This is a genomic window from Pseudoalteromonas sp. 20-92 (genome assembly GCF_030847595.1).
GTDB lineage: Bacteria > Pseudomonadota > Gammaproteobacteria > Enterobacterales > Alteromonadaceae > Pseudoalteromonas > Pseudoalteromonas fuliginea.
In genome coordinates, this window is sequence record NZ_JANJGQ010000001.1 from 197,672 (window position 1) to 221,977 (window position 24,306).

The 24,306-nt window shown below is 38.3% G+C and carries 19 protein-coding genes; 7 read left to right on the forward strand and 12 right to left on the reverse strand.

The features are described from left to right. Nucleotides 1–35: 35 nt before the first annotated feature. From NRL14_RS00835 to NRL14_RS00855, 5 genes are all read right to left on the reverse strand, one after another. On the reverse strand, nt 36–3,332 hold the full coding sequence (locus tag NRL14_RS00835; RefSeq protein WP_306723761.1) for a PAS domain S-box protein: 3,297 nt from the start codon (nt 3,330–3,332) through the stop codon (nt 36–38). Further along, nucleotides 3,332–4,570: an ABC transporter substrate-binding protein gene (locus tag NRL14_RS00840; RefSeq protein WP_149606631.1), complete on the reverse strand. Its 1,239-nt coding sequence runs from the start codon at nt 4,568–4,570 to the stop codon at nt 3,332–3,334. The genes NRL14_RS00835 and NRL14_RS00840 overlap by 1 nt, the downstream gene beginning before the upstream one ends. Nucleotides 4,571–4,783: 213 nt before the next feature. Continuing rightward, complete coding sequence (yghU, locus tag NRL14_RS00845) at nt 4,784–5,626, reverse strand: glutathione-dependent disulfide-bond oxidoreductase (protein WP_007376875.1); 843 nt, start codon at nt 5,624–5,626, stop codon at nt 4,784–4,786. Between the two features lie 90 nt (nt 5,627–5,716). Next, a complete protein-coding gene (locus tag NRL14_RS00850; protein WP_033031816.1) occupies nt 5,717–6,298 on the reverse strand; it encodes a rhomboid family intramembrane serine protease in 582 nt (193 codons plus the stop codon). A 116-nt stretch (nt 6,299–6,414) separates the two neighbouring features. Next, nucleotides 6,415–7,098, reverse strand: a complete 684-nt coding sequence (locus tag NRL14_RS00855) for a type 1 glutamine amidotransferase domain-containing protein (RefSeq protein ID WP_306723762.1) — start codon at nt 7,096–7,098, stop codon at nt 6,415–6,417. Between the two features lie 156 nt (nt 7,099–7,254). On the opposite strand from NRL14_RS00855, the gene NRL14_RS00860 reads away from it, so the two are divergent. Beyond that, complete coding sequence (locus tag NRL14_RS00860; RefSeq protein ID WP_007376878.1) at nt 7,255–8,178, forward strand: LysR family transcriptional regulator; 924 nt, start codon at nt 7,255–7,257, stop codon at nt 8,176–8,178. Nucleotides 8,179–8,210: 32 nt separating this feature from the next. Here the strand turns inward: NRL14_RS00860 and NRL14_RS00865 are convergent, their stop codons facing one another. The 4 genes from NRL14_RS00865 to NRL14_RS00880 all read right to left on the reverse strand — a co-directional run bounded on the left by NRL14_RS00865 (nt 8,211) and on the right by NRL14_RS00880 (nt 13,947). Further along, nucleotides 8,211–8,945 (reverse strand): dienelactone hydrolase family protein, encoded by a 735-nt coding sequence (locus NRL14_RS00865; RefSeq protein ID WP_306723763.1) that lies wholly within the window; start codon nt 8,943–8,945, stop codon nt 8,211–8,213. A 506-nt stretch (nt 8,946–9,451) separates the two neighbouring features. Continuing rightward, nucleotides 9,452–10,777, reverse strand: a complete 1,326-nt coding sequence (locus NRL14_RS00870) for a glycerophosphodiester phosphodiesterase family protein (protein ID WP_007376880.1) — start codon at nt 10,775–10,777, stop codon at nt 9,452–9,454. 74 nt (nt 10,778–10,851) lie between these two features. Beyond that, nucleotides 10,852–11,697 (reverse strand): carboxylate/amino acid/amine transporter, encoded by an 846-nt coding sequence (locus NRL14_RS00875; RefSeq protein ID WP_306723764.1) that lies wholly within the window; start codon nt 11,695–11,697, stop codon nt 10,852–10,854. A 114-nt stretch (nt 11,698–11,811) separates the two neighbouring features. Further along, nucleotides 11,812–13,947: a M3 family metallopeptidase gene (locus NRL14_RS00880; RefSeq protein WP_306723765.1), complete on the reverse strand. Its 2,136-nt coding sequence runs from the start codon at nt 13,945–13,947 to the stop codon at nt 11,812–11,814. Nucleotides 13,948–14,647: 700 nt separating this feature from the next. Between NRL14_RS00880 and NRL14_RS00885 the strand changes: the two genes are divergently transcribed. From NRL14_RS00885 to yegD, 6 genes are all read left to right on the forward strand, one after another. After that, on the forward strand, nt 14,648–15,511 hold the full coding sequence (locus NRL14_RS00885) for a mechanosensitive ion channel family protein (protein WP_008137029.1): 864 nt from the start codon (nt 14,648–14,650) through the stop codon (nt 15,509–15,511). A 439-nt stretch (nt 15,512–15,950) separates the two neighbouring features. Next, on the forward strand, nt 15,951–18,233 hold the full coding sequence (locus tag NRL14_RS00890) for a TonB-dependent receptor (protein WP_033040865.1): 2,283 nt from the start codon (nt 15,951–15,953) through the stop codon (nt 18,231–18,233). A 105-nt stretch (nt 18,234–18,338) separates the two neighbouring features. Then, entirely contained in the window at nt 18,339–18,638 is a 300-nt protein-coding gene (locus NRL14_RS00895) for a hypothetical protein (protein ID WP_007581307.1), read from the forward strand. Nucleotides 18,639–18,876: 238 nt separating this feature from the next. Next, complete coding sequence (locus NRL14_RS00900) at nt 18,877–19,533, forward strand: HAD family phosphatase (protein ID WP_306723766.1); 657 nt, start codon at nt 18,877–18,879, stop codon at nt 19,531–19,533. Between the two features lie 33 nt (nt 19,534–19,566). After that, nucleotides 19,567–20,409: a DNA ligase gene (locus NRL14_RS00905; protein WP_306723767.1), complete on the forward strand. Its 843-nt coding sequence runs from the start codon at nt 19,567–19,569 to the stop codon at nt 20,407–20,409. 62 nt (nt 20,410–20,471) lie between these two features. After that, nucleotides 20,472–21,836: a molecular chaperone gene (yegD, locus tag NRL14_RS00910; protein ID WP_306723768.1), complete on the forward strand. Its 1,365-nt coding sequence runs from the start codon at nt 20,472–20,474 to the stop codon at nt 21,834–21,836. Nucleotides 21,837–21,855: 19 nt separating this feature from the next. On the opposite strand, the gene NRL14_RS00915 is transcribed toward yegD, so the two are convergent. The 3 genes from NRL14_RS00915 to NRL14_RS00925 all read right to left on the reverse strand — a co-directional run bounded on the left by NRL14_RS00915 (nt 21,856) and on the right by NRL14_RS00925 (nt 24,227). Then, on the reverse strand, nt 21,856–22,320 hold the full coding sequence (locus NRL14_RS00915; protein ID WP_002958191.1) for a methylglyoxal synthase: 465 nt from the start codon (nt 22,318–22,320) through the stop codon (nt 21,856–21,858). Between the two features lie 66 nt (nt 22,321–22,386). Then, the gene (locus NRL14_RS00920; protein ID WP_306723769.1) at nt 22,387–23,031 is read right to left on the reverse strand and encodes a LysE family translocator; all 645 of its coding nucleotides are present in this window, start codon (nt 23,029–23,031) and stop codon (nt 22,387–22,389) included. Next, the gene (locus NRL14_RS00925; RefSeq protein ID WP_149606639.1) at nt 23,028–24,227 is read right to left on the reverse strand and encodes a multidrug effflux MFS transporter; all 1,200 of its coding nucleotides are present in this window, start codon (nt 24,225–24,227) and stop codon (nt 23,028–23,030) included. Before NRL14_RS00925 ends, NRL14_RS00920 begins: the two co-directional genes overlap by 4 nt. Between the last annotated feature and the right edge of the window lie 79 nt (nt 24,228–24,306).

Consider the following 24,306-nt stretch of genomic DNA (forward strand, 5'->3'; position numbering starts at 1 on the left):
CAACTAAATATATGTAAGAAAATGTGGTTGAATGTCTATTTTACAGAGTGAGGAAGCCACTTTAAAAGCTTTTCAAATAAAATATCTTGGGCAATTGGTTTTGATATATAGTCATCCATTCCGGAATCTAAACATTTAGTTTTATCACCGGTCATAGCATTCGCTGTCATTGCTATGATTGTAATGGCGTTTGCTTTATCTCTTGCTTCATTATTTCTAATTAAAGTTGTTGCCTGATATCCGTCCATAACAGGCATCTGGCAATCCATTAAAATAAGAGAGTATGGCTCAATAGTATTTTTTTGATCTAAGTAATCAAGTACCTCTTTACCATTGGTCGCAATATCTACAACACTAATTCCCATCTTTTTCAATGTTGTTGCGGCGACAATCTGATTAATTTGATTATCTTCAGCTAATAAAATACGTATATCTTCACGCCATACAATATCATTCGGCCCAAGTGGTTTTTCGGTTATGGTACAAGTTTGGGTATTTTCACTATGTAAAGTGTTTCTCTCGGGTAAGCATTTTGTAAGAAGGTTAAAAATATCTTTAGTTGTCATCGGTTTTGGAAAGTAAGCAGTAAAACCATTTTGTTTATAGTGTTCATTAGTTTCAAACTGATCTATTGTGGTCATCAATACAAGGTTTGCTGTACTGAGAAGATTTAGATCATTAATCGTTTTACCGAGTGTTAATCCGTTACTGTCGCTAAGTTTTGTATCAATAATTACAATGTCGAAAGGATGAGCATGTTGGGTATAAAATTGCTCGTAAGTATTTAGCGCAATTTTTGCTGATGAGCTTATTGTTACGATTGCTCCCCATTGTGTAAGCTGCTTTTGAAGTACGTTAGCTTGGCTTTTGTTACTGCACGCTATTTGTATGTTAATTCCAGTAATATCTATAGGAGGCATTACTTTTTCTGTTTTTTTACCTTTCTTTAAAGTGATATCAAAAATAAAGTTACTCCCTTTATTTTCGTCCGACTTTACCTCTACTTCACCTTGCATCAAATTGCAGAGTTTTTTAACGATGGCTAACCCTAATCCTGTCCCGCCGTATTTCCGTGTTGTTGAAGAATCTACTTGTGAAAATGATTTAAATAACTTGGCTTGTTGCTCTACTGGAATGCCTATTCCGGTATCCTTCACTTGGCAGTTAAAGCGTATTTCATTCCCATTAGTGGGAATTAATTTAGCAATAATTTGCACTTCCCCTACATGGGTAAATTTAAGGGCGTTATTAACAAGATTTGTTAATATTTGTCTGAGTCGTCCAGAATCTCCAATAACGAAAGGGTATTTGATATCTGTAATATCTAAAATAAGTTCAATACCTTTACTATATGCTTGAGCTGCGACTGTTTCTAAAAAATCTCCTAGCATGGCATGCAAGTTAAACTCTAACTCTTCTAGCTCAAGCTTACCTGCATCTACTTTTGAAAAATCTAAAATATCATTAATTATATTGAGTAAAGAGTTTGCACTGTTAAGTGCAATACGTGTTTGATATTGCTGCTTTTCGTTTAAAGAGCTATCTAAAATAAAGTTAAGCATACCGAGTACTCCATTCATAGGCGTACGTATTTCATGACTCATTGAGGCTAAAAACTCACTTTTTGCTATATTGGCTTGTTCTGCTAATGCTTTTGCTTCAATTAATGAATGATTGGCAGCAATCCGTTTAGTGATATCTTGCTGAATTCCTACAAAGGCGGTGAGTTTAGAGTGCTCGTCAAAAACAGGGGAGATTTGTAAACTATTCCAAAATGCGGTGCCATCCTTTTTGTAGTTTACTATTTCTACACGCTGAGTTTCTAATGATTTTATTGCGTTTTTAATGACCGATATTGATTTTTTATCTGTGTTGGGGCCTTGTAAAACACGGCAATTTTTACCGATCATATCTTCTTTTTTGTAACCGGTTATTTTTTCAAACTCGCTATTTAAAAATACTAAAGGTAGACCAGGAACTTTAGCATCTGCGATCGATATTCCTACATTACAAGACTCTATAGCATGGGCTAATAAATCATTTTGTTCTTTGGCTTTTTTTAATGCCTCTTGTGATTTTTTTTGTTCAGTGATGTCAGTAATTGAGCCCGCCATTCTGATAGCAATATTATTGCTGTCTCGTAATGCCATGCCTTTCGCTCTAAAGTGACGGTATACACCTGATTTATTCTTTAAGCGGTATTCAATATTATATGGTTTATTTTGCGTTAAATGCGCTTTTAATTGTTTTTGGTTTTCATCTATATCATCAATATGAATTAGGTTATTAAATGTTTCAATTGTATTAGGTAAAAACTCTATATCGTTTTCATTGTATCCAAGTAATACTCTAATCCGTGGGGAAAAATATATTGTATTAGAGAGGATATCCCAATCCCAAATACCATCATTGCTGCCTTCAACTGCTAACTTATAACGAGCTTCACTTAATTTGATCGCTTTTTTTGAAATCTCAAGCTGCTTAAATGGGTTTAATAGTAAATGCCTACCAAAAATTAATAACACAACAGATGAAAGGAGTAGGCTTAAAATAAGAGCTACTGCTATATCTAGCATAAAGGCGGTTACTTTTTCAGCTAACAAGCTGTTTTTTATTAAATAATTTAACTCAATGCCTGTGGAACCAACCGGTTTTTTACTGATTGAAATATACTGCTGTGTTTCATCTAAATTTGAAAAAGAGACCCAAGGGCCACTGAGTATGATGTTGTGATTATTTAATACAAATTTTGCAGGTAATAACTCCCTAAGCGGTGTGCTAAATTTTACTGTTAGCACCCCTTCACTGAGGTTGTTATATTTTATAGGTACTGCAATGGTAAAAAAATATTGCGATTGTGATGACCGTAAAATAACAGCGCTTTCTATTTGATTGTTAATTATACTATTTAGCCAAGTAGGTTCTGTCGCAATTACCTCAGCTAATGATGAGTCACTGCTATACACAACTTCTTGGAGAATATTTGTAATAACAAGCTTTTCGGTTTTTCCTAAAATTTTATATTCATCAAGGTAATCTAATAGCGCAGCTTTAGATGTTTCTGAGCCCATGATTGCATTTGACAAAATTGGCTGGCGAGCAATATCTTTGAGGATCTGTTCTCGGGTTTCTATAAAAAGCATTAAGTAACTAGTGGTTAACTCTGATTCAATTTCTATACTTTTACTCTGTAAATCATAAATAGCATCATTAGCTCTGCTCCCAACAAGTAAAAGGCTTATTGTTACTGAAAGTATTAAACTCAATGCTAAAAAAGTATAAAATGCATTGTTTGTTGTCAGTTTAAATTTATTACTCAGTGAGTTTGGCATTATTCTGGACTGCCTTCTAAATTATTTAATATATGAATACTCCCATCAGGTTTATAATTTGCCATGCATAAATCACCTAACCCAAGTGCTTCATGTGCATCTGCATCATCATTAGACCACTGAGTAAAAGGCTGCTTATATTGTTTAATTAATCCATCGATTGGTTGATTTAAATTCTCTAATGCGAGCCTAATATTCGCCCTGTTTTTTTGTATATCGTCGGTTAATGTTGTTTGCGAAATGGCTTGTAATAGGATTTTAGTAAGATCATATGCATGGATAAACCCAGCCGGAGAATCCAGCTTTTCTGGTGCTATAGAAGGGGGGGAAAGCGATAGCGCTTGATTTACCACGTTTTTGGTAAGCTTTGTTTGGGGTTTAGTTAAAAAAGAAAAACAGCTTTGTATGAAATGCAGGCTGAGGTTTGATTTTATTGCGTGCTCAACATTTGTGAAAAAATCCCCCCCAGTGATCCCCCAGTGACTAATTATAGGTACTCGCTTATTCTCTACAAAACTTGCCATAGCGTTAATTATTTCAGCTCCTTCAAGTGCGTTACCCACAAACAAAATACAATCGGCTTGGTCGCTTATGATTTCACGTAGAATTATTTTTGCACTATTCGCTTTTATGTTCCAATTAAACCAATTTACTTTAGTTTTAATATTCCCCAATGCTTTGCTCATCGCAATATTGTTAGACTTACCCCAAGGGGTATTTTCTAATAACAGTTGGGGTTTTTGACAACCAAGAGTCTGCGTTGCAAATTGGGCCATTCTATGGCCTGCTTTTGTATCGTCTACAGAGAGTCTAAATACCCAGTTTTTCTCGTCAGGGTAGCGGGTAATTGGCCCACCAGCAGCCCAAGGAACTAAAAGTAATAGTTTATTTTTATTTATAAAATCTCTATTTTTAATATAGGGAGGAGAGTGTAGACCCCCCAAAAAAACTAACGCGTTTGAATCTTTTAAAAACTGCTGCATATGCAGCAAGCTGCGATTAGAGTTTCCTCTATTATCTTTTTCAATAAAATTTATTTGGTAACCTTGTACATTATTATTAATTTCGGCGAGTGCTGTAAGTGCTCCCATTTTCATTGCATAGGCGGATTCGTTATGATTAGAGTAGTCAGAATCGTGATAAATAGTCAGTGTTTTAATATTTTCAGCGTAGGTACTAAAGGAAAAAGAGGCCGTATAAAAGAGGCTTATGATGATGAGATAAATAGTTATACGCATAAAAACACTTAGTTTTAATAATTTATATTAAAGTTAGCTTATTTTGGAGCGTTTTCATATTTTAAAAGAAAATAATTTTATAATAAATTATTTAAATAGTTAATTTGTATTAAGCTGTTGCTTTAATTGATTTATTGGCAATAAATGGCGTGTTTTTTGAAGTATAAAAGCCAGCAAATATTACTGGCTTTTATACAAAGATGCGTGGCTATTTTATTTAAAATCACTGCCTTTATGGCGCTCTGCCATTTGCTCTTCTTCAGGGCCCCATGTGCGATTAACACGACGACCGCGTTTTACAGCTGGACGCTCTGAAACCTGTGTAGCCCAGCGTACAACGTGAGTGTATGAAGCAACATCTAAAAACTCAGCAGCATCATACAAAGCACCTAGAACTAGCGATCCGTACCACGGCCAAATTGCAATATCGGCAATTGAGTATTCATCACCTGCCATGTATTCATTTTCGCTTAAATGGCGATTTAACACATCAAGTTGGCGTTTAGTTTCCATTGTAAAACGGTCAATAGGGTATTGCATTTTACTTGGCGCATAGCTATAAAAGTGACCAAATCCGCCACCTAAGTATGGCGCTGAGCCCATTTGCCAAAACAGCCAGTTACGACACTGCGTTTTAGCTTTTAAGTCTTTAGGGATGAGTACATCAAATTTTTCAGCCAAATACTGTAAAATAGAACCCGATTCAAAAATACGAGTCGGTGGCGTGGTTGAATGATCCATTAGTGCTGGGATTTTCGAATTTGGATTAATATCAACAAAGTCAGAACCGAACTGATCGCCATCACCTATATTTATTAAATATGCGTCGTAGTCTGCACCAGTTAAGCCAAGCTCTAAAAGCTCTTCAAACATAATAGTGGCTTTTTGACCATTAGGTGTCGCAAGAGAATAAAGCTGAAATGCGTGCTCACCAATAGGTAGAGTTTTGTCATGAGTCGCGCCGGCAACGGGGCGATTAATACTAGCAAACTTACCGCCACTTTCACTTTCCCACGTCCATACTTTTGGTGGTGTATACTCGTTTTCATCACTCATAAATAACCTCAATGTTAAATAGAATTGTTTAATACTTACTCATAAATGGGGACATAAAAAATTAATTAAAGGTTTCGTTTAATATTTAACTCATCGACCTTTTAGCTTATCGTTTTTTGCTAATCTATAACCTAAAAACAACCCGCTTAGCGCTCCAAATAGATGGCTTTCAAACGATACATGGTAGCGCTGAGGTAAAACACCCCATATAAAACCGCTATAAAGTATGGCAACAGCAATAGCAATGATAATGGATTTTAACGAACGCCTGACCACGCCATAGCAAAGTATAAATCCCCACAAACCATATATAACACCGCTTAAACCAACATGTATGTTACTGCGCCCAAATGCCCAAACTAACAGTCCACCAACTAAAGCGGTAAAAATAAATACATTATAAAAACGCTTAACGCTGTATTGGCAAATTAGCCAACTTAATACTACAAATGGGATCATGTTACTGGCAAAATGCCACCAGCTACCATGCAAAAAAGGCGCGCATAGTATGCCAATTAAGCCTTGGATACTGCGTGGGTATATTCCTAAACCATTTAAGCTTATACCAGGGAGGCTATTAATTACTTGTAGTACAAAGCAAATAACAACAATACTAAAAATTGCGAAACGGGTACTGGTTAGTAATGACAGTGTGGTTGGCTTGGTTGCCATATAATTGCCCTAATTGACTTTAAGAGTTGCCAGTATAGGAATTGTACTTGCTAATGAAAAGCAATTAAAAAAGCACAGCATAAAATACTGTGCTTAATTTTAATTATTACTCGCTATTAACCTAACTTAGTTAGTAGCTTTTTAGCAGCTAGTTCAGAGCTTGCTGGATTTTGACCGGTAATTACTAAACCATCTACTAGTGCTAATACTCCCCAGTCGTCAGTTTTTTGATAATCGCCGCCTTTTTTAATTAGCTCGTCTTCAACTAAAAATGGCACGATATCGGTAAGTTGTACTGCAGCTTCTTCTGAGTTAGTAAAACCAGTTACTTTTTTACCCGCTACTAATGCATTGCCATCAGCATCTTTAACATTTAAAAATGCCGCGCTTGCATGGCATACCGCAGCAACCGGTTTTTGCTCTTTTACAAAGCTTTCGATAAGTGAAATTGAATCTGTGTTGTCAACCAAGTCCCATAATGGGCCGTGGCCACCTGGGTAAAATACAGCGTCAAAATCGCTTGAATTCACTTCACTCAACACTTTAGTGTTTGCCATTAATGTTTGTGCTGCGCTATTTGCGTCATAACGTTTTGTTGCATCTGTTTGAAAATCAGCAAGTGTACTTGTCGGATCAATGGGTGGTTGGCCGCCAGCTGGAGACGCTAACGTTACTTCAACGCCGGCATCAACAAAGGCGTAATAAGGGGCTGCAAATTCTTCTACCCAAAAACCTGTTTTTTCGCCAGTGTTACCAAGTTCTGCGTGAGATGTAAGAACCATAAGTATTTTTTTAGACATTGAATATATTCCTTCTGATGATTTAAATTAGTAATCTTGCTTACCGATTACTATATGGACTAACACTCCTTTAAACAACGATGATAAATTTGACTTTATTGATTTAATAATTGATACAATTAAAGAGTTGAATTTGAAACACATTGTGGAGCGTTTATGAAAGTGTCGTTTGAGCAGTTAAAAAGTATGGTGGTATTTGCACAAATTGTAGAGCAGGGTAGCTTAACCGCTGCTGCTAAACAGCTAGGGCTTACGCGAGCCGTGGCAAGTTATCATTTAAAAAAATTAGAAACCCAACTTGAAATCACTTTACTAAATCGTTCAACCCGCACCATGGCGCTCACTGAAGCCGGCATTGCTTATTATGAGCGTTGTAGAATAATTACCGAACAAGCCAATGCCGCTAATCAACAAATAGAAAATATAAAAAGTGAGCCACAAGGTTTGCTTAAAATTAGTTGCCCCGTAAATGTAGGAATGCAATTAATTGTGCCTGCAATAAATACCTTTAAACGGCAATATCCTAAAATAAAAATTGATTTACAACTTACGGATGACGTTATCGATATTATTAAAAATGGGTTTGATTTTGCAATTAGGGGGGTGGCGCTGAGTGACTCCAACTTGCAGGCAACCAAGCTGACTACAATGAGCACCTGTATTTGTGGCGCGCCGGAATACTTTGCACATTTTGGAAAACCTAAAACGCCCTTAGAGCTAGCAGAGCACCAATGGGTCGTTTACCAGCTCGGGAGTAAAACATTAACACTTCAAAAAGATGGCAAAAAACACGATATTACAATGCAAGGCGGGCTAAGTACTAATAACGCAGCCGCACGTACTGCCTTTGTAGAAGCGGGGCATGGCATCGGGCGTATTCCGCTTTACGATGCGTGGCCAAAAGTACAAGCTGGGTTGCTTGAAATAATATTAGATGATTATAAAAGCAAAGATATTGAACTGTACGGAGTATTTCCGCCAGGGGCTGCGGGATCTAAAAAGTTACGATTGTTTATTGATTACTTAAAAGCATACTTTGTAAAGCAGCATACCGCTTTAGGTATGCTGAAAGGCGTTTAATTATTTTCGCTTTTAAAATATCTATAAAGCACTTATAAAGTACGGCTAAATAATGCAACCGCTTGTTGATACATATTAATAGCAAGGGCAGCGTCATATCGCTCACCTTCATCACGCATAAAGGCATGCTGTGCGTTAACTTCTTGCCATTGGTAATTAATGCCAGTGCTTACGCATTGCTGGTATATTTTAGTGCGGCCTTCCTTTGGTACATGCGGGTCTTGTTTTCCCCATATAAAGTGAATTTCACCTTGTATATCAGCCATACGCTCGAATGAGTTGTTGCCTAGTTTTGCCGGTAATGTATTGCTGTGAATATCAGTAGCGTATAAACAAAAAGCCGCTTTAATTTCAGGGTTAAGTGCTGCTCTATAAGCTAAATGTCCGCCAATGCATACGCCCATTGCGCCTACGGTGCTTGTGCAGTAAGTTTGTTGCTTTATAAAGTCGATAATGGCTTGCGTGTCGCTATCATGATGCTCAAGTGGTTTTGCCCATTTGTCGGCATTGCCTTTGTCTTTACCTGCATCGTCGTAAGCAAGCACAGTGCCTATAGGGTTTAACTCGTGAAATACTTCCGGGACTAACACCACAAAGCCATGGCTTGCTAAAATAGCTGCGCTGCGTGCAATCGGGGCGGTTTGCTGAAATATTTCAGAATAAAAAATGATAGCAGGGAACTGTCCTTGCGCTTGAGGGCGATATACAGTTGTTCGCATTAAACCTGTAGGTGTTGGCAAGTCAGCATTATGTTGTTGGATTATCATAAAAGCGCTCAGTTAAATAAAATTATATAATGATATGGTAACTGAGCGCGATAAAATAAACGACTTTTGTTGTCGAGTATTTATACCAACCTGCATAAATCTTTGATCAATTTAACGAATTAAATTTCACTATAACGTCGTTAAAAATTTTTATTTAGAACAACTAGATAAAAAAATTTTTGCCTAGTTCTAGGGCCTATTGACCTTTCAGGATTAAAATTTGTTCAATCTAGGGGCATTTAATCGCGGCGCGAGGTTTGTAACCTAGTGGGCTAAGTAAAAACCGAGTAAAAAAGAGTAAATAGCCCCGAGGCAGAACCCTTTGGGCAGCGCCTGTTTGGCATTTATGCTACGTTATCGCCTATTTATGGGGAATAACCACACTACATAGGCTCTGCCTTGCCTAAATACCAAACAGTCTGATGCAAATTTAACCTCGAAAGATAAACAGGCCCTAGCGTAATTTTCTTAACGTTAAATAGACCCCATATATAAGCAGATTGGTATTAAATACTTGCAGGCATTTTATTACAACTGGCGTAATAACTTACCGTAGCAGGCCAATCTGAAAATATAGCCATAACCCCCACGTCTTTTGCAAGTACATCAACAACCGTCATCATATCGCCATCGTTATCTATAACATCAGCAATTGATTGATAGTAATAGCCGCCGCCTTCATTTAGCGGGCCTGATCGCTCAAGGCTCCATGCAATAAGCGCTAAACCTGCCGCTTTAGCGTCAATTGCATATTGCGAGGGGACGATATTGTTTTCGCTATCTATTGTTAGCATCATCCAAATAGGAGGGGCTAAAATTTTAACGCCATCGGCAACAAGTTCATCCATGCTCGGTTGCCATGTTTGTGGGTTACTTGGATCAAAACCGGCTTCACTGTCGCGACCATCTAGGTATACGCTTTTGTCTGCAAAGTCAGGGTTGTTGTTAATCCAGTATTTTACGTCATCAAGGTTAAATGATTGCGGGTACACTTTTGAGGCTGGCACATCCAATTGTGTGTACTCGTCTAGCATTTTTTGCGCATATTGCTCTTGTGTCATTCCATCAAATGGCATACTTACTTGTGGCGATTTTAGTTCTGGGGTCATTTTTACACCCAGCTCATTAAACAGTGCAATGCTTTGTTTATGGGTCATCAATGTGCCGTTGGTGGCATATAAATCAGTGCGCCAACTTGGTGTACCATCCATGTAATCGGCAACGGTAGTTGCATTAGTGTTTGCACCATCCATTTTACCTTCAAGTGTTAAAAACTCCGCTAAGCTTATGTCGCTGGTACAACATTTAGCTGATGCAGCAATACCATTAGCAGGATCGGCTGGTGTAAATGGCACACTGCATTTCGCTGCAAGTTCAGGAATGGCTAAAATATTAGTCGTGGTGTGTAAATCACATTGAGAGTGGCGACAAACAAGCTCTTTGTCGTTTGTAAATGTAACATCGCATTCAACAATGCCTGCGCCCATTCTTGCTGCAGCAATGTAGGCTTCTTTAGTATGCTCAGGGTATTGCATTGGCGCACCGCGATGACCAATGGAAAAATCAGTACGATAAAATGGCCCTTCGCTGCATGACTCTAATTTTGTTTTTAGTGTGCTTTGCGCCATATCATCAATTAAATAGTCGGGGCGAGTGCCTAGCTGAATATTTGCGCCTTCAGCAACCTCTACAACAATGGGCGTAGGTACTTCAACAATTTCCACTTCGGTGTTGGTAACAACCACTTCTTTTTCTACTATTTCTACATCGTCATCACAGCCTGCAAGTGCGGCTAACAATATACAGCTTGTAAGTAAGGTAATACGTTTCATTGTTTATCCTTAAAAAGTAAAATTTGTACTACTTTAATGATTATTAATGACAATTTAGCTACAAACTTATTAATTCACTTTTTATTAAGCATTTGATTGACCAATAATGCACCTAACATTATAGCTGCTCCAATACTTAACCTAACTATGTCAGCATCTCTGTTCCAAATAAGCACGTTAACAATAATCCCTGCTGGGATAAGTAAGTTATTCATGACTGCTAGAGCTCCAACGTTGACCAGGGTTGCGCCTTTATTCCACATAAAGTAACCAAGGCCTGATGCAACAACCCCTAAATAAATCAGTATGCCCCACTGAGTAGAAGTGGTTGGTAATTTGTTTGAATTGCCAAATAATGCATAACAAATTATGGCAATAATAAGTGCGCCTATAAAAAACCACCCAAATACGGTTTTATCATCAAGTTGATTTTTATTCATTAAGCGTTTATAGGTGACTTGGCCTACAGCAAAACTTATATTCGCACCTTGAACTAATAGTAAACCGATTATGAAATCGCTATTTAGGTTTTCGTAACGAATAGTAATTGCACCGATTACAGCAATAAGTGCGACTATAAAAAAGCGTGGGTTAAAGCGTCTATTCAATGCATCATTTAGCAGGGTAATGTACAAAGGAGTCATTACAGTAAATAGCAGTACTTCAGGAACGGTTAAAAATAAAAATGAGTGGTAGTAAAAGCTATACATAACACCAAGTTGTATAGCGCCAATCAGCATAAGCTTTAAGGCTAAAGGTTTAGGCGTTTGTTTGAGCTTTAAAAAAGGTAAAAAAATCAGTGTTGCCAGTGCTATGCGTATTAATACGCTAAACCAAGCGTCAACTTGTCCTGCTAAGTACACACCAATTAAACTAAACGAAAACGCCCATAGCAAAGTGACTGTAAATAAGTACTGCATAACCATCATCTTTTAATAAATATTGAGCTAAGTTTATCTGTTATATGTGAGGGTATAAACAATAAAAGCCCGCAAGCGGGCTTTTATAAAAGTGAGCTTAATAAATTAAGTTATTTACTCAACTAAACCACGGCGCTTAAGTAATGCGTCGGTAGTTGGTTTTTGACCTCTAAACTCAATGTAGCTTTGCATTAAGTCGCGGCTGTTACCTTTTGATAGGATTTCTTTACGGAACTTGTCACCATTTTTACGTGTTAAGCCGCCGTTGTTTTCCATATGTGCAAAGGCATCTGCTGCAAACACTTCAGTCCATAGGTACGCGTAGTAACCTGCTGAATAACCACCTGCAAATGTGTGGCTAAAGAAGTTTGATTTGTAACGCGGTGGAACAGGGTAGTAAGCAATACCGTGTTTTTCTAGCGCGTCTTGTTCAAACTTTTGAACATCAGTAATTTTTTCATCAGAACCAAATGAATGCCATTCCATATCAAGTAGTGCAGCGGCTAAATATTCAGTAGTGCCGTAACCTTGGTTGAATTTTTGCGATTCAAGTACTTTATCAAGTAAAGCTTGTGGAATTGGCTCACCTGTTTTGTAATGCTTAGCGTAGTTAGCAAGTACCGTTGGTTCAATCATCCAATCTTCATTTGCTTGCGACGGAAATTCAACAAAGTCACGCGCCGTTGCAGTACCCGCTAAGCTTGGGTATTTAACATCTGAGAATAAACCGTGTGCAGCATGACCAAATTCATGGAACATAGTAGACACTTCGTCAAACGTCATTAGCGTAGGTTCGCCTGCAGCAGGTTTTGGAATGTTCTGCGCATTGTAAATAACTGGTTTAGTACCTTTTAAGCCACTTTCGCTTACGTATGCACTCATCCATGCACCGCCACGTTTACCTTCACGTGCATATGGGTCTAAGTAAAATAAACCGATAGCACTGTTATCAGCGTTAAATACTTCGTATACAGTTACATCTTCATGATAAACGGGAAGATCTTTACGTTCTTTAAACGTAATGCCATATAGTTTATTCATCGCGAAGAATAAACCGTCGTGAATTACAGAATCCATTTCAAAGTAAGGCTTAACAAGTGCAGGGTCTAAGTTGTATTTTTCTGCACGTACTTTTTCAGCATAAAAAGTCCAATCCCATGGTTTAAGCTCAAAGCTTTCGCCTGAATCGTTAATCACTTTTTGAATAGCGGCTGCTTCTATTTTGGCTTTTTCAACTGCTTTTGGCGCAAGGTCGTCTAGAATGCCATATACATTGTCAGTTGTTTGCGCCATACGCGATGTCATTACATAAGAAGCCCAATCCTTATAACCTAAAAGCTCTGCTTTTTGAGCGCGTAGGTTGGTTTCTTTAATTATGATAGGGCCGTTAGTTTTTGCAGCACGATTTGCAGAAGCTTTAAAAATTTGCTCACGCAGGTCGCGGTTTTCAAGGCTGCTTAAAATAGGCTGTTGCGTTGTATTTACTAACGTGATCATGTAGCCGTCTTTACCCGCCTTTTTAGCAGAAGCTGCAAGACCTGCAATTTCACCTTCAGAAAGACCGGCTAATTTACTTTTATCAGTAACGACAATGACGTCTTCTTTATATGATTTTAAAATGTTTTGTGAAAACGCGGTCGACAGTTGAGCTAGCTCTGAGTTAATTTCACGCATTTTAGCTTTTTCAGCGTCATTTAATTTAGCACCTGCTTTTACAAACTGCTTGTAGTAAAAGTCAACTAGACGTTGATCTTCAGCATTTAATTTATCTTGATTGTCATAAATTGTTTGTACGCGCTTAAATAATGCACCATTTAAGTAAATATCGTCTGAGTGAGCTGATAATACCGGCGCCATTTTTTCATCAATGCGCTGGTATTCGTCATCTGAAATTAAACCCGATAAGTTGTAAAAAGCAGCCGATACGCGGTTCAATAACTCGCCTGATAGCTCCATTTTAACTAATGTATTTTCAAATGTTGCAGGTTTTGGGTTATTAGCAATAGCTTCAATTTGCGCTGTGTGCTGTGCAATACCAGCATCAAACGCTGCTTCGTAGTCTTTTGTGCCAAACTTATCAAATTCTGGCGCCATATATTGCAATGGGCTTGGTTTAAATAAAACATTGTTTGCGTTCATGTCTTGCACTTGTGCTGCGCCTTCTTCTGCCGTTTTTGTTGTTTCATCTGATGAACAGGCCGATAGTATTAGGGCACTAGCAATAGTAGTGGCGATCAGTGTCTTACGCATAATAACTCCATAGAAAGATTAGCCGGAATAGGCTTTATGAGTTTAAAAACCCAGTTAACTTACCAAATTCTGATTTATATACAATAAAGTTTATCGATATTAAGCGGGATTTGAACGCAAATTAGCTAATAACAGGCATTTAGGTAGGTAAATACAGCTCTAAAACATCGTTTTAACTACTGCTGAGTATCAAAAGAGGCGCTGTTTATACACTTACTCTTGCTATGCAAGTAGACACCCTATTTTATTACGATGCTCTAAAATGTAGGTTAGGGCGTGTTGAACTTTGGTGGTTGAACTTGCATCAGTATGTTTGGTTTTTAGGCAAGGCAGAGCCTATGAAGTGTGATTATTCCCCATAAATAGGCCATAACGTAGCACAAAGACCAAGCATGCGCTGCCCGTCGGGTTATTTCTAAGGACGATTAACTCTTTGTTGCTTACAGGATGTAGATAAGGGGCGTGAGCAGGATGCGGAAGCTTTGCTCGGTTTTTACTGAGCCCACTAGGTTACAAACCTCGCGCCACTTTTTAATAACTAGAGGGGACTTGCTGCAGTAAGAGTTAAATCAGTGCATATTGAACTTATTAACAGTGTGTTTAAGTTATATTATGACGTGCTAAACTTACCCAACACTGAATCACTTTCACTCTATAGCGATTTAACTTTAAAGCGCTCCTTGCTTGTATTGGAAAATAAATGACGTTAGAACACATAAACCAAATTCTTGCCTTTGTTGTATTTAGTTACAGCGATGTACATATTACCGTTGCAAAAATCATTAAAGTACCTTTAATACTTTTCGCTATTTGGTTTGTTGTTACGCGTATTGGTAAGTTGATAAAAAAAACCTTACTAGCAAAAAAGTTAAGCCAAGACGCGGTGCATTTATTCACTCGTATCTACTTTATTATAAGCATTGCTATTTTAGTTTTTACGTCCTTAGAAGTGCTTAGTATCCCCGTTACTGCATTTGCATTCGTATCGGGCGCTATTGCTATTGGCGTTGGTTTTGGTGCACAAAATATTATCAACAACTTTATAAGTGGTTGGATACTTATGTGGGAGCGACCAATTCGTATTGGTGATTTTTTAGAAGTGGGTGATGCAAAAGGGGTTGTAGAGACAATAAATACACGTTCAACACGTATACGCCGAAACGATGGTGTGCATATGTTGATACCCAATAGCCAGCTATTAGAAAATACAGTAACTAACTGGACACTAATTGATGGTAATGCGCGTTCAGCGGTGAGCGTTGGTGTTGCATACGGATCGGACGTACTGCTGGTTAAAAAGCTAATTCAGCAAGTACTTGATGACCATGAAGCTATATTGGCTAATCCAAAGTCGTCAGTACTATTTGATGACTTTGCCGATAGCTCACTTGTATTTAACGCTATTTTTTGGGTGTGCGCAGAGTCGGAGACTATGCTTAGAAAAGTACGCAGTGATATTCGCTTTAGTATTTACGCTGTATTTGAAGAGCATGATGTAGTGATTGCTTTCCCGCAGCGTGATATTCATATAGATGGTGAAATTGCACTTAAGCGTATCAAATAAAAACATTCAGTTATCTGAGTCCATAAAAAATAAAGCTGCCGTGTGCAGCTTTTTTATTTTCAAACTATGTTCGTGTTTTTTCATTTTTGTTTAAAAAGTGCAAATGGCTACTTTGTTTGTTGTTTTTTTATAAGGACATATGTCCTTATTTATTGTGTTTTATGCCTTTAAATGTATAAAAATGGCATAACGTGTAGTTAAATGTTGCAAAAGAGTTTACTTTTTTGCTCATCTTTTTGCAGTAAAATTATTACGTGGTGGTATAATATCGATCGTTCGTTCAGCCTTATAACATCGTTTTTGTACTCTCGATAATAAGGTCCGCGCAGCCTATAGCAAGACGCGAAAAATTGGTCGAACCCGCAATCTACCTCCATGGTATAAATTGCGCAACACATAAACCGTTGAATAAGAGTGCACACAAAAGGTTAAACCCAACATGAAAGCAATGAAACGATCTACGTTAGCAACCCTAATTAACGCAACGTTGTTCTCTGCAGTAGCAGGTACTTCATTTTCTTCTTTAGCTGCGCAAGAAACAGCTAAAAAAAGCAACCAATTAGAAGTTATTCAAGTAACCGCTCGTAAACGTGTCGAAAACGCTCAAGAAGTACCCGTGGCAGTATCTGCATTACAAGGTGATAACCTTGATGTGTATAGCTCTGCCGGTATGGATATTCGCTTTATGAATGCGAAAATTCCAAGTTTAGCGATTGAGTCTTCTTATGGCCGTACATTTCCACGTTTTTATGTTCGTGGTTTAGGCAATACCGACTTTGATTTAAATGCATCACAACCTGTGTCACTGGTTGTTGACGATATCGTTCAAGAAAATGCGATTCTAAAAGGTTTCCCTGTATTTGATGTTGAGCGTGTAGAGGTTTTACGTGGTCCGCAAGGTACATTGTTTGGCCGTAATACACCGGCTGGTCTTGTAAAATTTGATTCGGTTAAACCTAGCCAAGAATTTGAAGGTTTTAGCTCAGTATCATATGGCACAGACAGTGCCGTTGATTTTAGAGGCGCGGTGGGTGGTGGTTTAACTGATAATCTTTCAGCACGTGTTTCTGTTCTTTGGCAAGACAAAGATAATTTTATTGATAACCGTGCGCCAGGTTTTGAGCAAGATGATGTACTAGGTGGTTACACCGATAGAGCTGCACGTATCCAATTTTTATATGAAAAAGATGATTTTTCAGCCTTACTTAATTATCACGTACGTAATATGGATGGCACACCTATTCCATTTCGTGCGAATGCAATTAAAAGTGGCACTAACGATCTAGTTGATGACTTTGATTATAAAGTTGTTTACCACGATGCAGCAGCACGTGAAAAGCAAACTGTTGATGCACAAGGTTTAAGCTTAAAGCTAGAATATGATTTTAATGATTATACAATTACTTCAATTTCAGGTTGGGAAAGCGCAGAAGTAAACTCGCGTGGCGATATTGATGGTGGTTATGGTGCTGACTTTTTAGGTGAGTTTCATGGTCCAGGTTCAATTCCATTCCCATCAGAAAGTGAAAGTGGTTTACCAGATCACGACCAATACACGCAAGAATTACGTTTAGCGAGTAACTTTGACGGCGATGTTAATTTTCAAACCGGTTTATTTTATTTTGATGAATCAGTAACGATTGAAAACTTCGGCTATAACACTCTAGCTGGAGGCGCGTTAAACGGTTACGTTAATCAACAGCAAGATACTAAAGCTTGGGCTGTATTTGGTTCTGTAGATTACACTGTTTCTGATGATTTAAAACTAACGGCTGGCCTTCGTTACTCAGACGATGAAAAAGACTTTGAAGCAGTACGTAAAATAGTTAGCGATGACTGCCTAAATAACTTGATACAATGTACAAACGATATCACCCGTACAACTGATGTAAGTGATGATCATGTAAGTTGGGATATTTCAGCGTCTTATAAATTAAATGATGATGTTAATTTATATGCACGAGTTGCAAATACATTCCGCGCTCCTAGTATTCAAGGTCGTATCACGTTCTCTGACGAGGTTACTACAGCTGACTCTGAAACTGTTACTTCATATGAGACAGGTTTCAAATCAGACGTACTTGATGGTCGCGGGCGTGTAAATGCGAGTATTTATTATTTTACTATGGATGATCAGCAATTAACTGCTGTAGGTGGGACTGCAAATACCACAAGTTTGCTCAATGCAGATAAGACAACAGGTTATGGTTTTGAACTTGATACCGAGTGGGTATTAACTGATGAGCTTAATGCCACGTTTAACTTTAGTTATAACAAAACAGAGTTAAAAGATAACAGCATTACCATTCCTGTACCAGATCGTGACACATTGCATATTACTGATACGACAGTGAATGGCAGAGCAATCATTGATGGTAATAGCTTACCTAATGCACCTGAGTTTATTTCTAACATAACACTTCGTTATTCAAAAGAACTAGCCGATGGTAACTTTTACGCTTACACCGATGTATCGTACCGCAGTAAAGTTAACTTCTTCTTATATGAAGCGGTTGAGTTTGAAGGTAAACCGTTAACAGAAGTAGGTGTGCGCGCCGGTTATACTTGGGCTCAGGATGATAATGAATACGAAGTAGCTGTTTTTGCTCGTAACTTATTTGATGAGCAAGTTGCTATTGGTGCAATCGACTTTAATAACAACACAGCAATGGTTAATGAAGAACGCTATGTTGGCGCTGAGTTTAAAGTTAACTTCTTCTAAAGATAACCTTAAATTATATTAATTTTTAAAAGCCTGCCTTGTGCAGGCTTTTATGTTTTTATAAAGCTGGTAAAGTAGCGTTAATTAATTTAAAGAGATAAAAAGATGGCTGGATTTTGGAATTACCGTGTAATTTTTTGTGAAGCAACGAAAGACGAAGCAGCGCAATATCAAATACACGAAGTAGAATATAACCTGAACGGTAAAGTGACTAACTGGTCAGAAACAGGCGCAGCCCCTTTTGGTACAACACTTGATGAGTTGAAAGATGACTCAGATCGTTTAAAAACAGCATTTGAAAAGCCTGTACTTAAAGTTATGCGTAAAACGCGTGGCTACGAGCTTGTCGATGTTGATACGGGTGAAGAAGCAACGGGTGAGCCACCAGCAGGCTTAACGCAATAACTGTATTTATATAAAAGGTGCTTAAGGCGCCTTTTTTTATTGCCTAAATTTAGCTTAGGTTAAATAATACCAATCTGCTTATATATGGGTTCTATTTAACGTTAAGAAAATTACGCTAGAAATAGGCAAAAATTTTTGTATCTAGTTGTTCTAAATAAAAAATTTTTAACGAAGTTATAGTGCAATTTAATTCGTTAAATTGATCAAAGATTTATGCAGGTTGGTATAAGGAATGAGGATGACTTTACAAGCAGTATTATTTGATATGGATGGCACATTAGTTGATTCAGAAAGCATGCACTTTGTATGCTGGAGTAAACTACTTAAGCCTTACGGTGTTAGTTATTTAGAAAATGATTTTTGCCAGCGCTTTTCGGGACGGCCTACTTTAGAAGCTGCAATCGAAATTAAGCAAGAGCATAACTTATCGGTAAGTGCACAGTTTTTAGCAGATGAAAAATACCGTTTATTTGGCGAATATGTAATAACACATTTACCACCACTAATGCCGTTTACTGAGCAAACGTTGAAAGCTGTAAAAGCGAGTGGCTTAAAAATGGCCCTAGTAACGGGCAGTGCTAAAAGTGAAGCTATGCCAATACTTAAAGGTTTAGGATTTTATGAGCTGTTTGACACGGTGGTAACAAAAGACGATGTAACTAATCCTAAACCTGCAGGGGATCCGTATTTACTGGCACTTGAGCAGATAAATATACAGGCAGGCAATGCAATCGCCGTTGAGGATACATTTACCGGCGTTACGGCGGCCAATAACGCCTTGTTACGTGTTGTAGCCATTGCTAATAGCCACACAAAAGATCACGATTTTAGCCAAGCTACCTATAAAATGAGTAACTTAGATGAGTTTTGGCAATGGGTGCAATCTCAACTATAGTTTAAGCCAACTTTTACTTGCTTGGATGCGCTAATGTTTACTATTAAACACCTGCTTTTAATTGTTGTTGTACTTTTTACGCAATGTATAAGTGCAGCACAACCCCCTGTTTTACTGGCTAAAGTATATAACGAAACTAAACATTACGATGTAAGTAAGTATTTAGTCAGTGAAAAATATGATGGCGTAAGAGCTATCTGGACCGGCACGGAGTTTTTAACTCGTAAGGGTAATATTATCAATGCGCCAAGTTGGTTTACAGCGCCATTGCCAAATGTATGGCTTGATGGTGAGCTGTGGACTAAACGTGAGCACTTTTCTGCGCTGAGTGGCATAGTCAGAACTAAAAAACCTAATAATCATGATTGGCAAACTATTACCTATAAAGTATTTGATATGCCAGATAAAAATCTGCCTTTTAGCACTCGTTATAAAAACTATAATGAGCTTATTACTAGCCTAAACTCGCCGCACATTAGTGCTGTAGGTCAATATAGCTTTACAAATAATGAGCAGCTTACAGAGTATTTTGACGATATAACTAAGCAGGGTGGCGAGGGCGTAATGCTTCATTTGGCCAGCGCGAAGCACAGCAATGGAAGAAGTAATGCATTACTAAAATTAAAACCTTATTTAGATGCAGAAGCGGTTGTAATTGCCCACTTACCAGGCAAAGGTAAATATCAAGGAATGTTAGGGGCATTAAGGGTAAAAACAGCGCAGGGGCAGGTATTTTCTATTGGTACTGGGTTTAATGATGCACAGCGCTCCATTCCACCGGAGATTGGTAGTACTGTAACGTACCGATTTCATGGCTTAACAAAAAATGGGTTACCGCGTTTTGCTAGTTTTTTACGGGTCAGAGATAGTTTATAACATTTATAAATTTTACAAAGTGTGCTAAATTGCGCGGCCTTTTTGGTAATGTGTGGTGAAGTATGTTTGTAGGTTTTGATTACGGTAGTTCTAATTGTGCTATGGGTGTAATGAGCGAGAGTAATGTTCAATTAGTACCGCTAGAGCAAGGAAAACATTACTTACCGTCTACACTTTACACTCATCACAGTGCGTTGGTTGTTGATTTTGTTGCTAAGCATTTACATGGCACAGCCCATGAGCATGACTTTTTAACGCAGCGCCAAGCATTATTAAATACCTTACCTCGTATTAAGTCAGACCTTGATTTACAACCTTCAGATGAAACCCTATTTATTGGTCGTGAAGCGATTAGCGAGTACGTGCAGTTTCCTGAAGAAGGCTATTTTGTTAAGTCTCCTAAATCATTTTTTGGTGCAACAGGTTTAAAGCAAGGTCAAATTAACTTTTTTGAAGATATCGCAACCGCGATGATCTTAAAAATTAAGCAACGCGCTGAGCGCTCTTTAGGTAAAACACTTACACAAACAGTGATTGGTCGCCCAGTAAACTTTCAAGCTGTGGGTGGCGAGCAATCAAATCAACAAGCGGTCGGTATTTTAGAGCGTGCTGCTAAACGTGCTGGTTTTAAAGACGTAGAGTTTTTATATGAGCCACTTGCTGCGGGTATCGACTACGAGAGTGATTTAACTCAGGATCAAAAAGTACTCGTTATTGATATTGGTGGTGGTACAAGTGACTGCTCATTTGTACAAATGGGTCCAAGCTTTAGAGGAAATAGCCAGCGCGATAGCGATTTTTTATCTCACAGTGGTAAACGTGTTGGCGGAAATGATTTAGATATTGCTTTGAGCTTTCATGGTTTAATGCCGTTATTGGGTTTAGGCAGTACGTTTAAATCGGGTTTGCCTTTGCCTAATCAAGCGTTTTGGCAAGCGTGTAAAATTAACGATGTAAACTTACAAAGCCAATTTTATAGTGAAAGCCATACCCGAGAGCTAAATGCACAATTACGTGATGTAAGTGCGCCTGAGCTTTATAAGCGTTTAATACATTTACAGCAAAACAAGCAAGGCCATCAATTAGTGCAACAAGGTGAAGCGGCTAAAATAGCACTTTCATCAGCTAGTGCGTTTGATTGCGATTTAAGCTTTTTAGATAGTGGACTGAATAAAAATGTATCGGTAAGCGATTTAGCTGTTGCCGTTGAGAGTAGTATTAGCCAAATAGTTACTTTAGCAAAACAAGCAATCAGCGACGCTGCGACCACGCCAGACATTATTTACTTAACAGGCGGTAGTGCACAATCACCATTGATTAAAGCGGCTTTAAGTGAGCACTTAGGCGATATAAAAATGGTTAACGGGGATCACTTTGGTAGTGTAACCGCTGGCCTGACTAAATGGGCCAGCATGCTTTATAAATAACCTAGATTACAATTGAGGTTTAAAGATCTATTTGTCGGGTTGCGAGGTATTTTTCGTAATCTGGCAATGTACGTTCAAGCTCTACGTCCATAAGCGGTGAGCTTAATAACATATCTGCACTCACTTCATTACACGCCACCGGAATATTCCAAACAGCTGCTAAACGCAGTAGTGCTTTAACATCAGGGTCATGAGGCTGTGATGCTAATGGGTCCCAAAAAAATATTAAAACATGTATCTCATGTTCTGCTATTTTAGCGCCAAGTTGTTGATCGCCGCCCATAGGACCACTTAAAAGCTGAACTACATCAAGCCCCGTGGTTTTTTGAATTAAATGCCCCGTAGTACCTGTGCCATATAAAGTGTGCTTACTTAGTATTTCTTTGTGTTTTTCACACCATAATTTTAATGCTGCTTTTTTACCGTCGTGCGCAACTAAAGCAATATTTTTTTGTGCGGGAAGAGATTGTGTTTTTTGTTCCATGCTAATTCTTTTTATTGATGAACCTAAACTCGGAAGAATAAATCTCTTAACCAAAGTGCAGGTTAGTTAAAATAATAGATTGATAGCAAGGGCAATAAATACAATGCCAGTGATCCTATCAATCCAAAGTTGGCTATTTGGGTTACGTCTAAAAAACTGTGCAATTTTGTCGCCAAAATAAATATACGTGCAGTCAATTGGAAAAGCAAAAAGAGGGTAAAGTAAGCCAAAAAACGCGAGCTGAAAAGTAGCCGATGAAAGCGTTGGATCTACAAATTGTGGAATAAATGCAATAAAGAATAATGCTACTTTAGGGTTTAGTACTTCAGTCATCATGGCCTGAAACATGACATTACTTTTTTTACTGGTACTTATATGCGGTTTATCGGTTTGCTTGTCATCAGGTGTCGGCTCTGGCTGCTTTAGCGTGCCTTTAATCATCATAGACCCTAAATAGCATAAGTATGCTGCACCTGCATATTGCACTGCGGCATAGGCACTAGGAGAGGCTTTTAGTACTGCGCTTAGACCTACAACAGCAAATAGCGTATGAACAACCCCACCTAATGCAAAACCAAAAGCACTTTGCATACCAGCACTTCGACCATTAGCAAATGTTTGCGCCATCAAAAATGCATTTGATGGCCCAGGCGCTACTGCCATTAAAAAGCTGGCTAATAAAAATGAGATTAGAAAGTCAGGATTGATCATTGAGTACTTTTAGCTGGGTGTAAAGTATGGGCTTTTTTGCTCATTAAAATAAACCAAAGCGGAGCTAGTAATAATAAGTGAAAAGCAATTAGCCATGGTGTGCTTAGCCCTAAATACTGGGTCAATACTACCAATATGCTAGCGCCACTCATTTGCATAGCACCGAGTAATGCAGAGGCTGTGCCTGCTTGTTTAGGAAAGCTAGACAGAGACATTCCTGCTGCAGAGCCTAAACTTAAAGCAAACCCTAATGCAGCAATTAAGATAGGTAACATAAGCGCAAATGCTGTTTCTATACCGCTAAGGGCTAACATTAAAATGCCTGAGAAAACCAGTACACTCACACCGACACGCAAAGCACGTTGGCTATTTCGTTTAATGTAGGTTGGTAAAATAAAACTTGCGACAATACTTATTACGGCATTTAACGTAAACCAAAAAGTAAAGTCGGCTACGGTGCCGCCTAAATGTGTAATAAGCCAGCCTGGAGCGAGCGTTACATACACTAATATGGCCGACATTGAGACCATACAAATTAGGCTATTAAACAAAAATACCGGTGTTTTAATAATCGGTGTAAAGCGACGTAAATCTAAAATATGCCCCTGATAATGACTATCAGCAGGGCGAGTTTCTCTAAAAAAGAATAGCGTAACAATAAGGCCCAAAATGGCAAACGCGGTTAAAAACATAAAGTTCATACGCCAGCCAAACTGTACGGTAAGCCAAGCCCCTAAAATAGGTGCCATTGCCGGAATGAAACACACAATCCCGTTAAGGTAGGTGATCATCTGACCGCTTCGTTCACTACCATATTTATCACGCACTATCGCAAATGCGACAACAAACGTGGCACAGGCTCCAATTCCCTGAAAAGCACGTGCTATCAGCAATACCTCAAAAGAAGGCGAGTAGTATGCGAGTAATGCAGAGCTTGCATACAAACTAATGCCCACTACTGCCACTGGTTTTCGGCCAAATCTATCAGCTAAAGGGCCCGCAATTAATTGGCCTAGGCCTACTGTTAGCATAAAAATAGCAACGGTTTGCTGTACTTGTTGTTCAGTAACTGCAAATTGTTCTGCAATAGTTGGAAAAGCAGGTAGGTAAATATCGATTGCCATAGGGCAAAATATAACGAGTAACGCTAAGATAAGTAACAAAGTCATATTAGGTTTAGCGGGCTGTGTTTGCATTGAGTCTCCTTTTGTCGAGTATTTTAGGTGGGCACTCATAAAAAAGAAAGGGCTTATGACCCCTGCATAGGCTGTCATT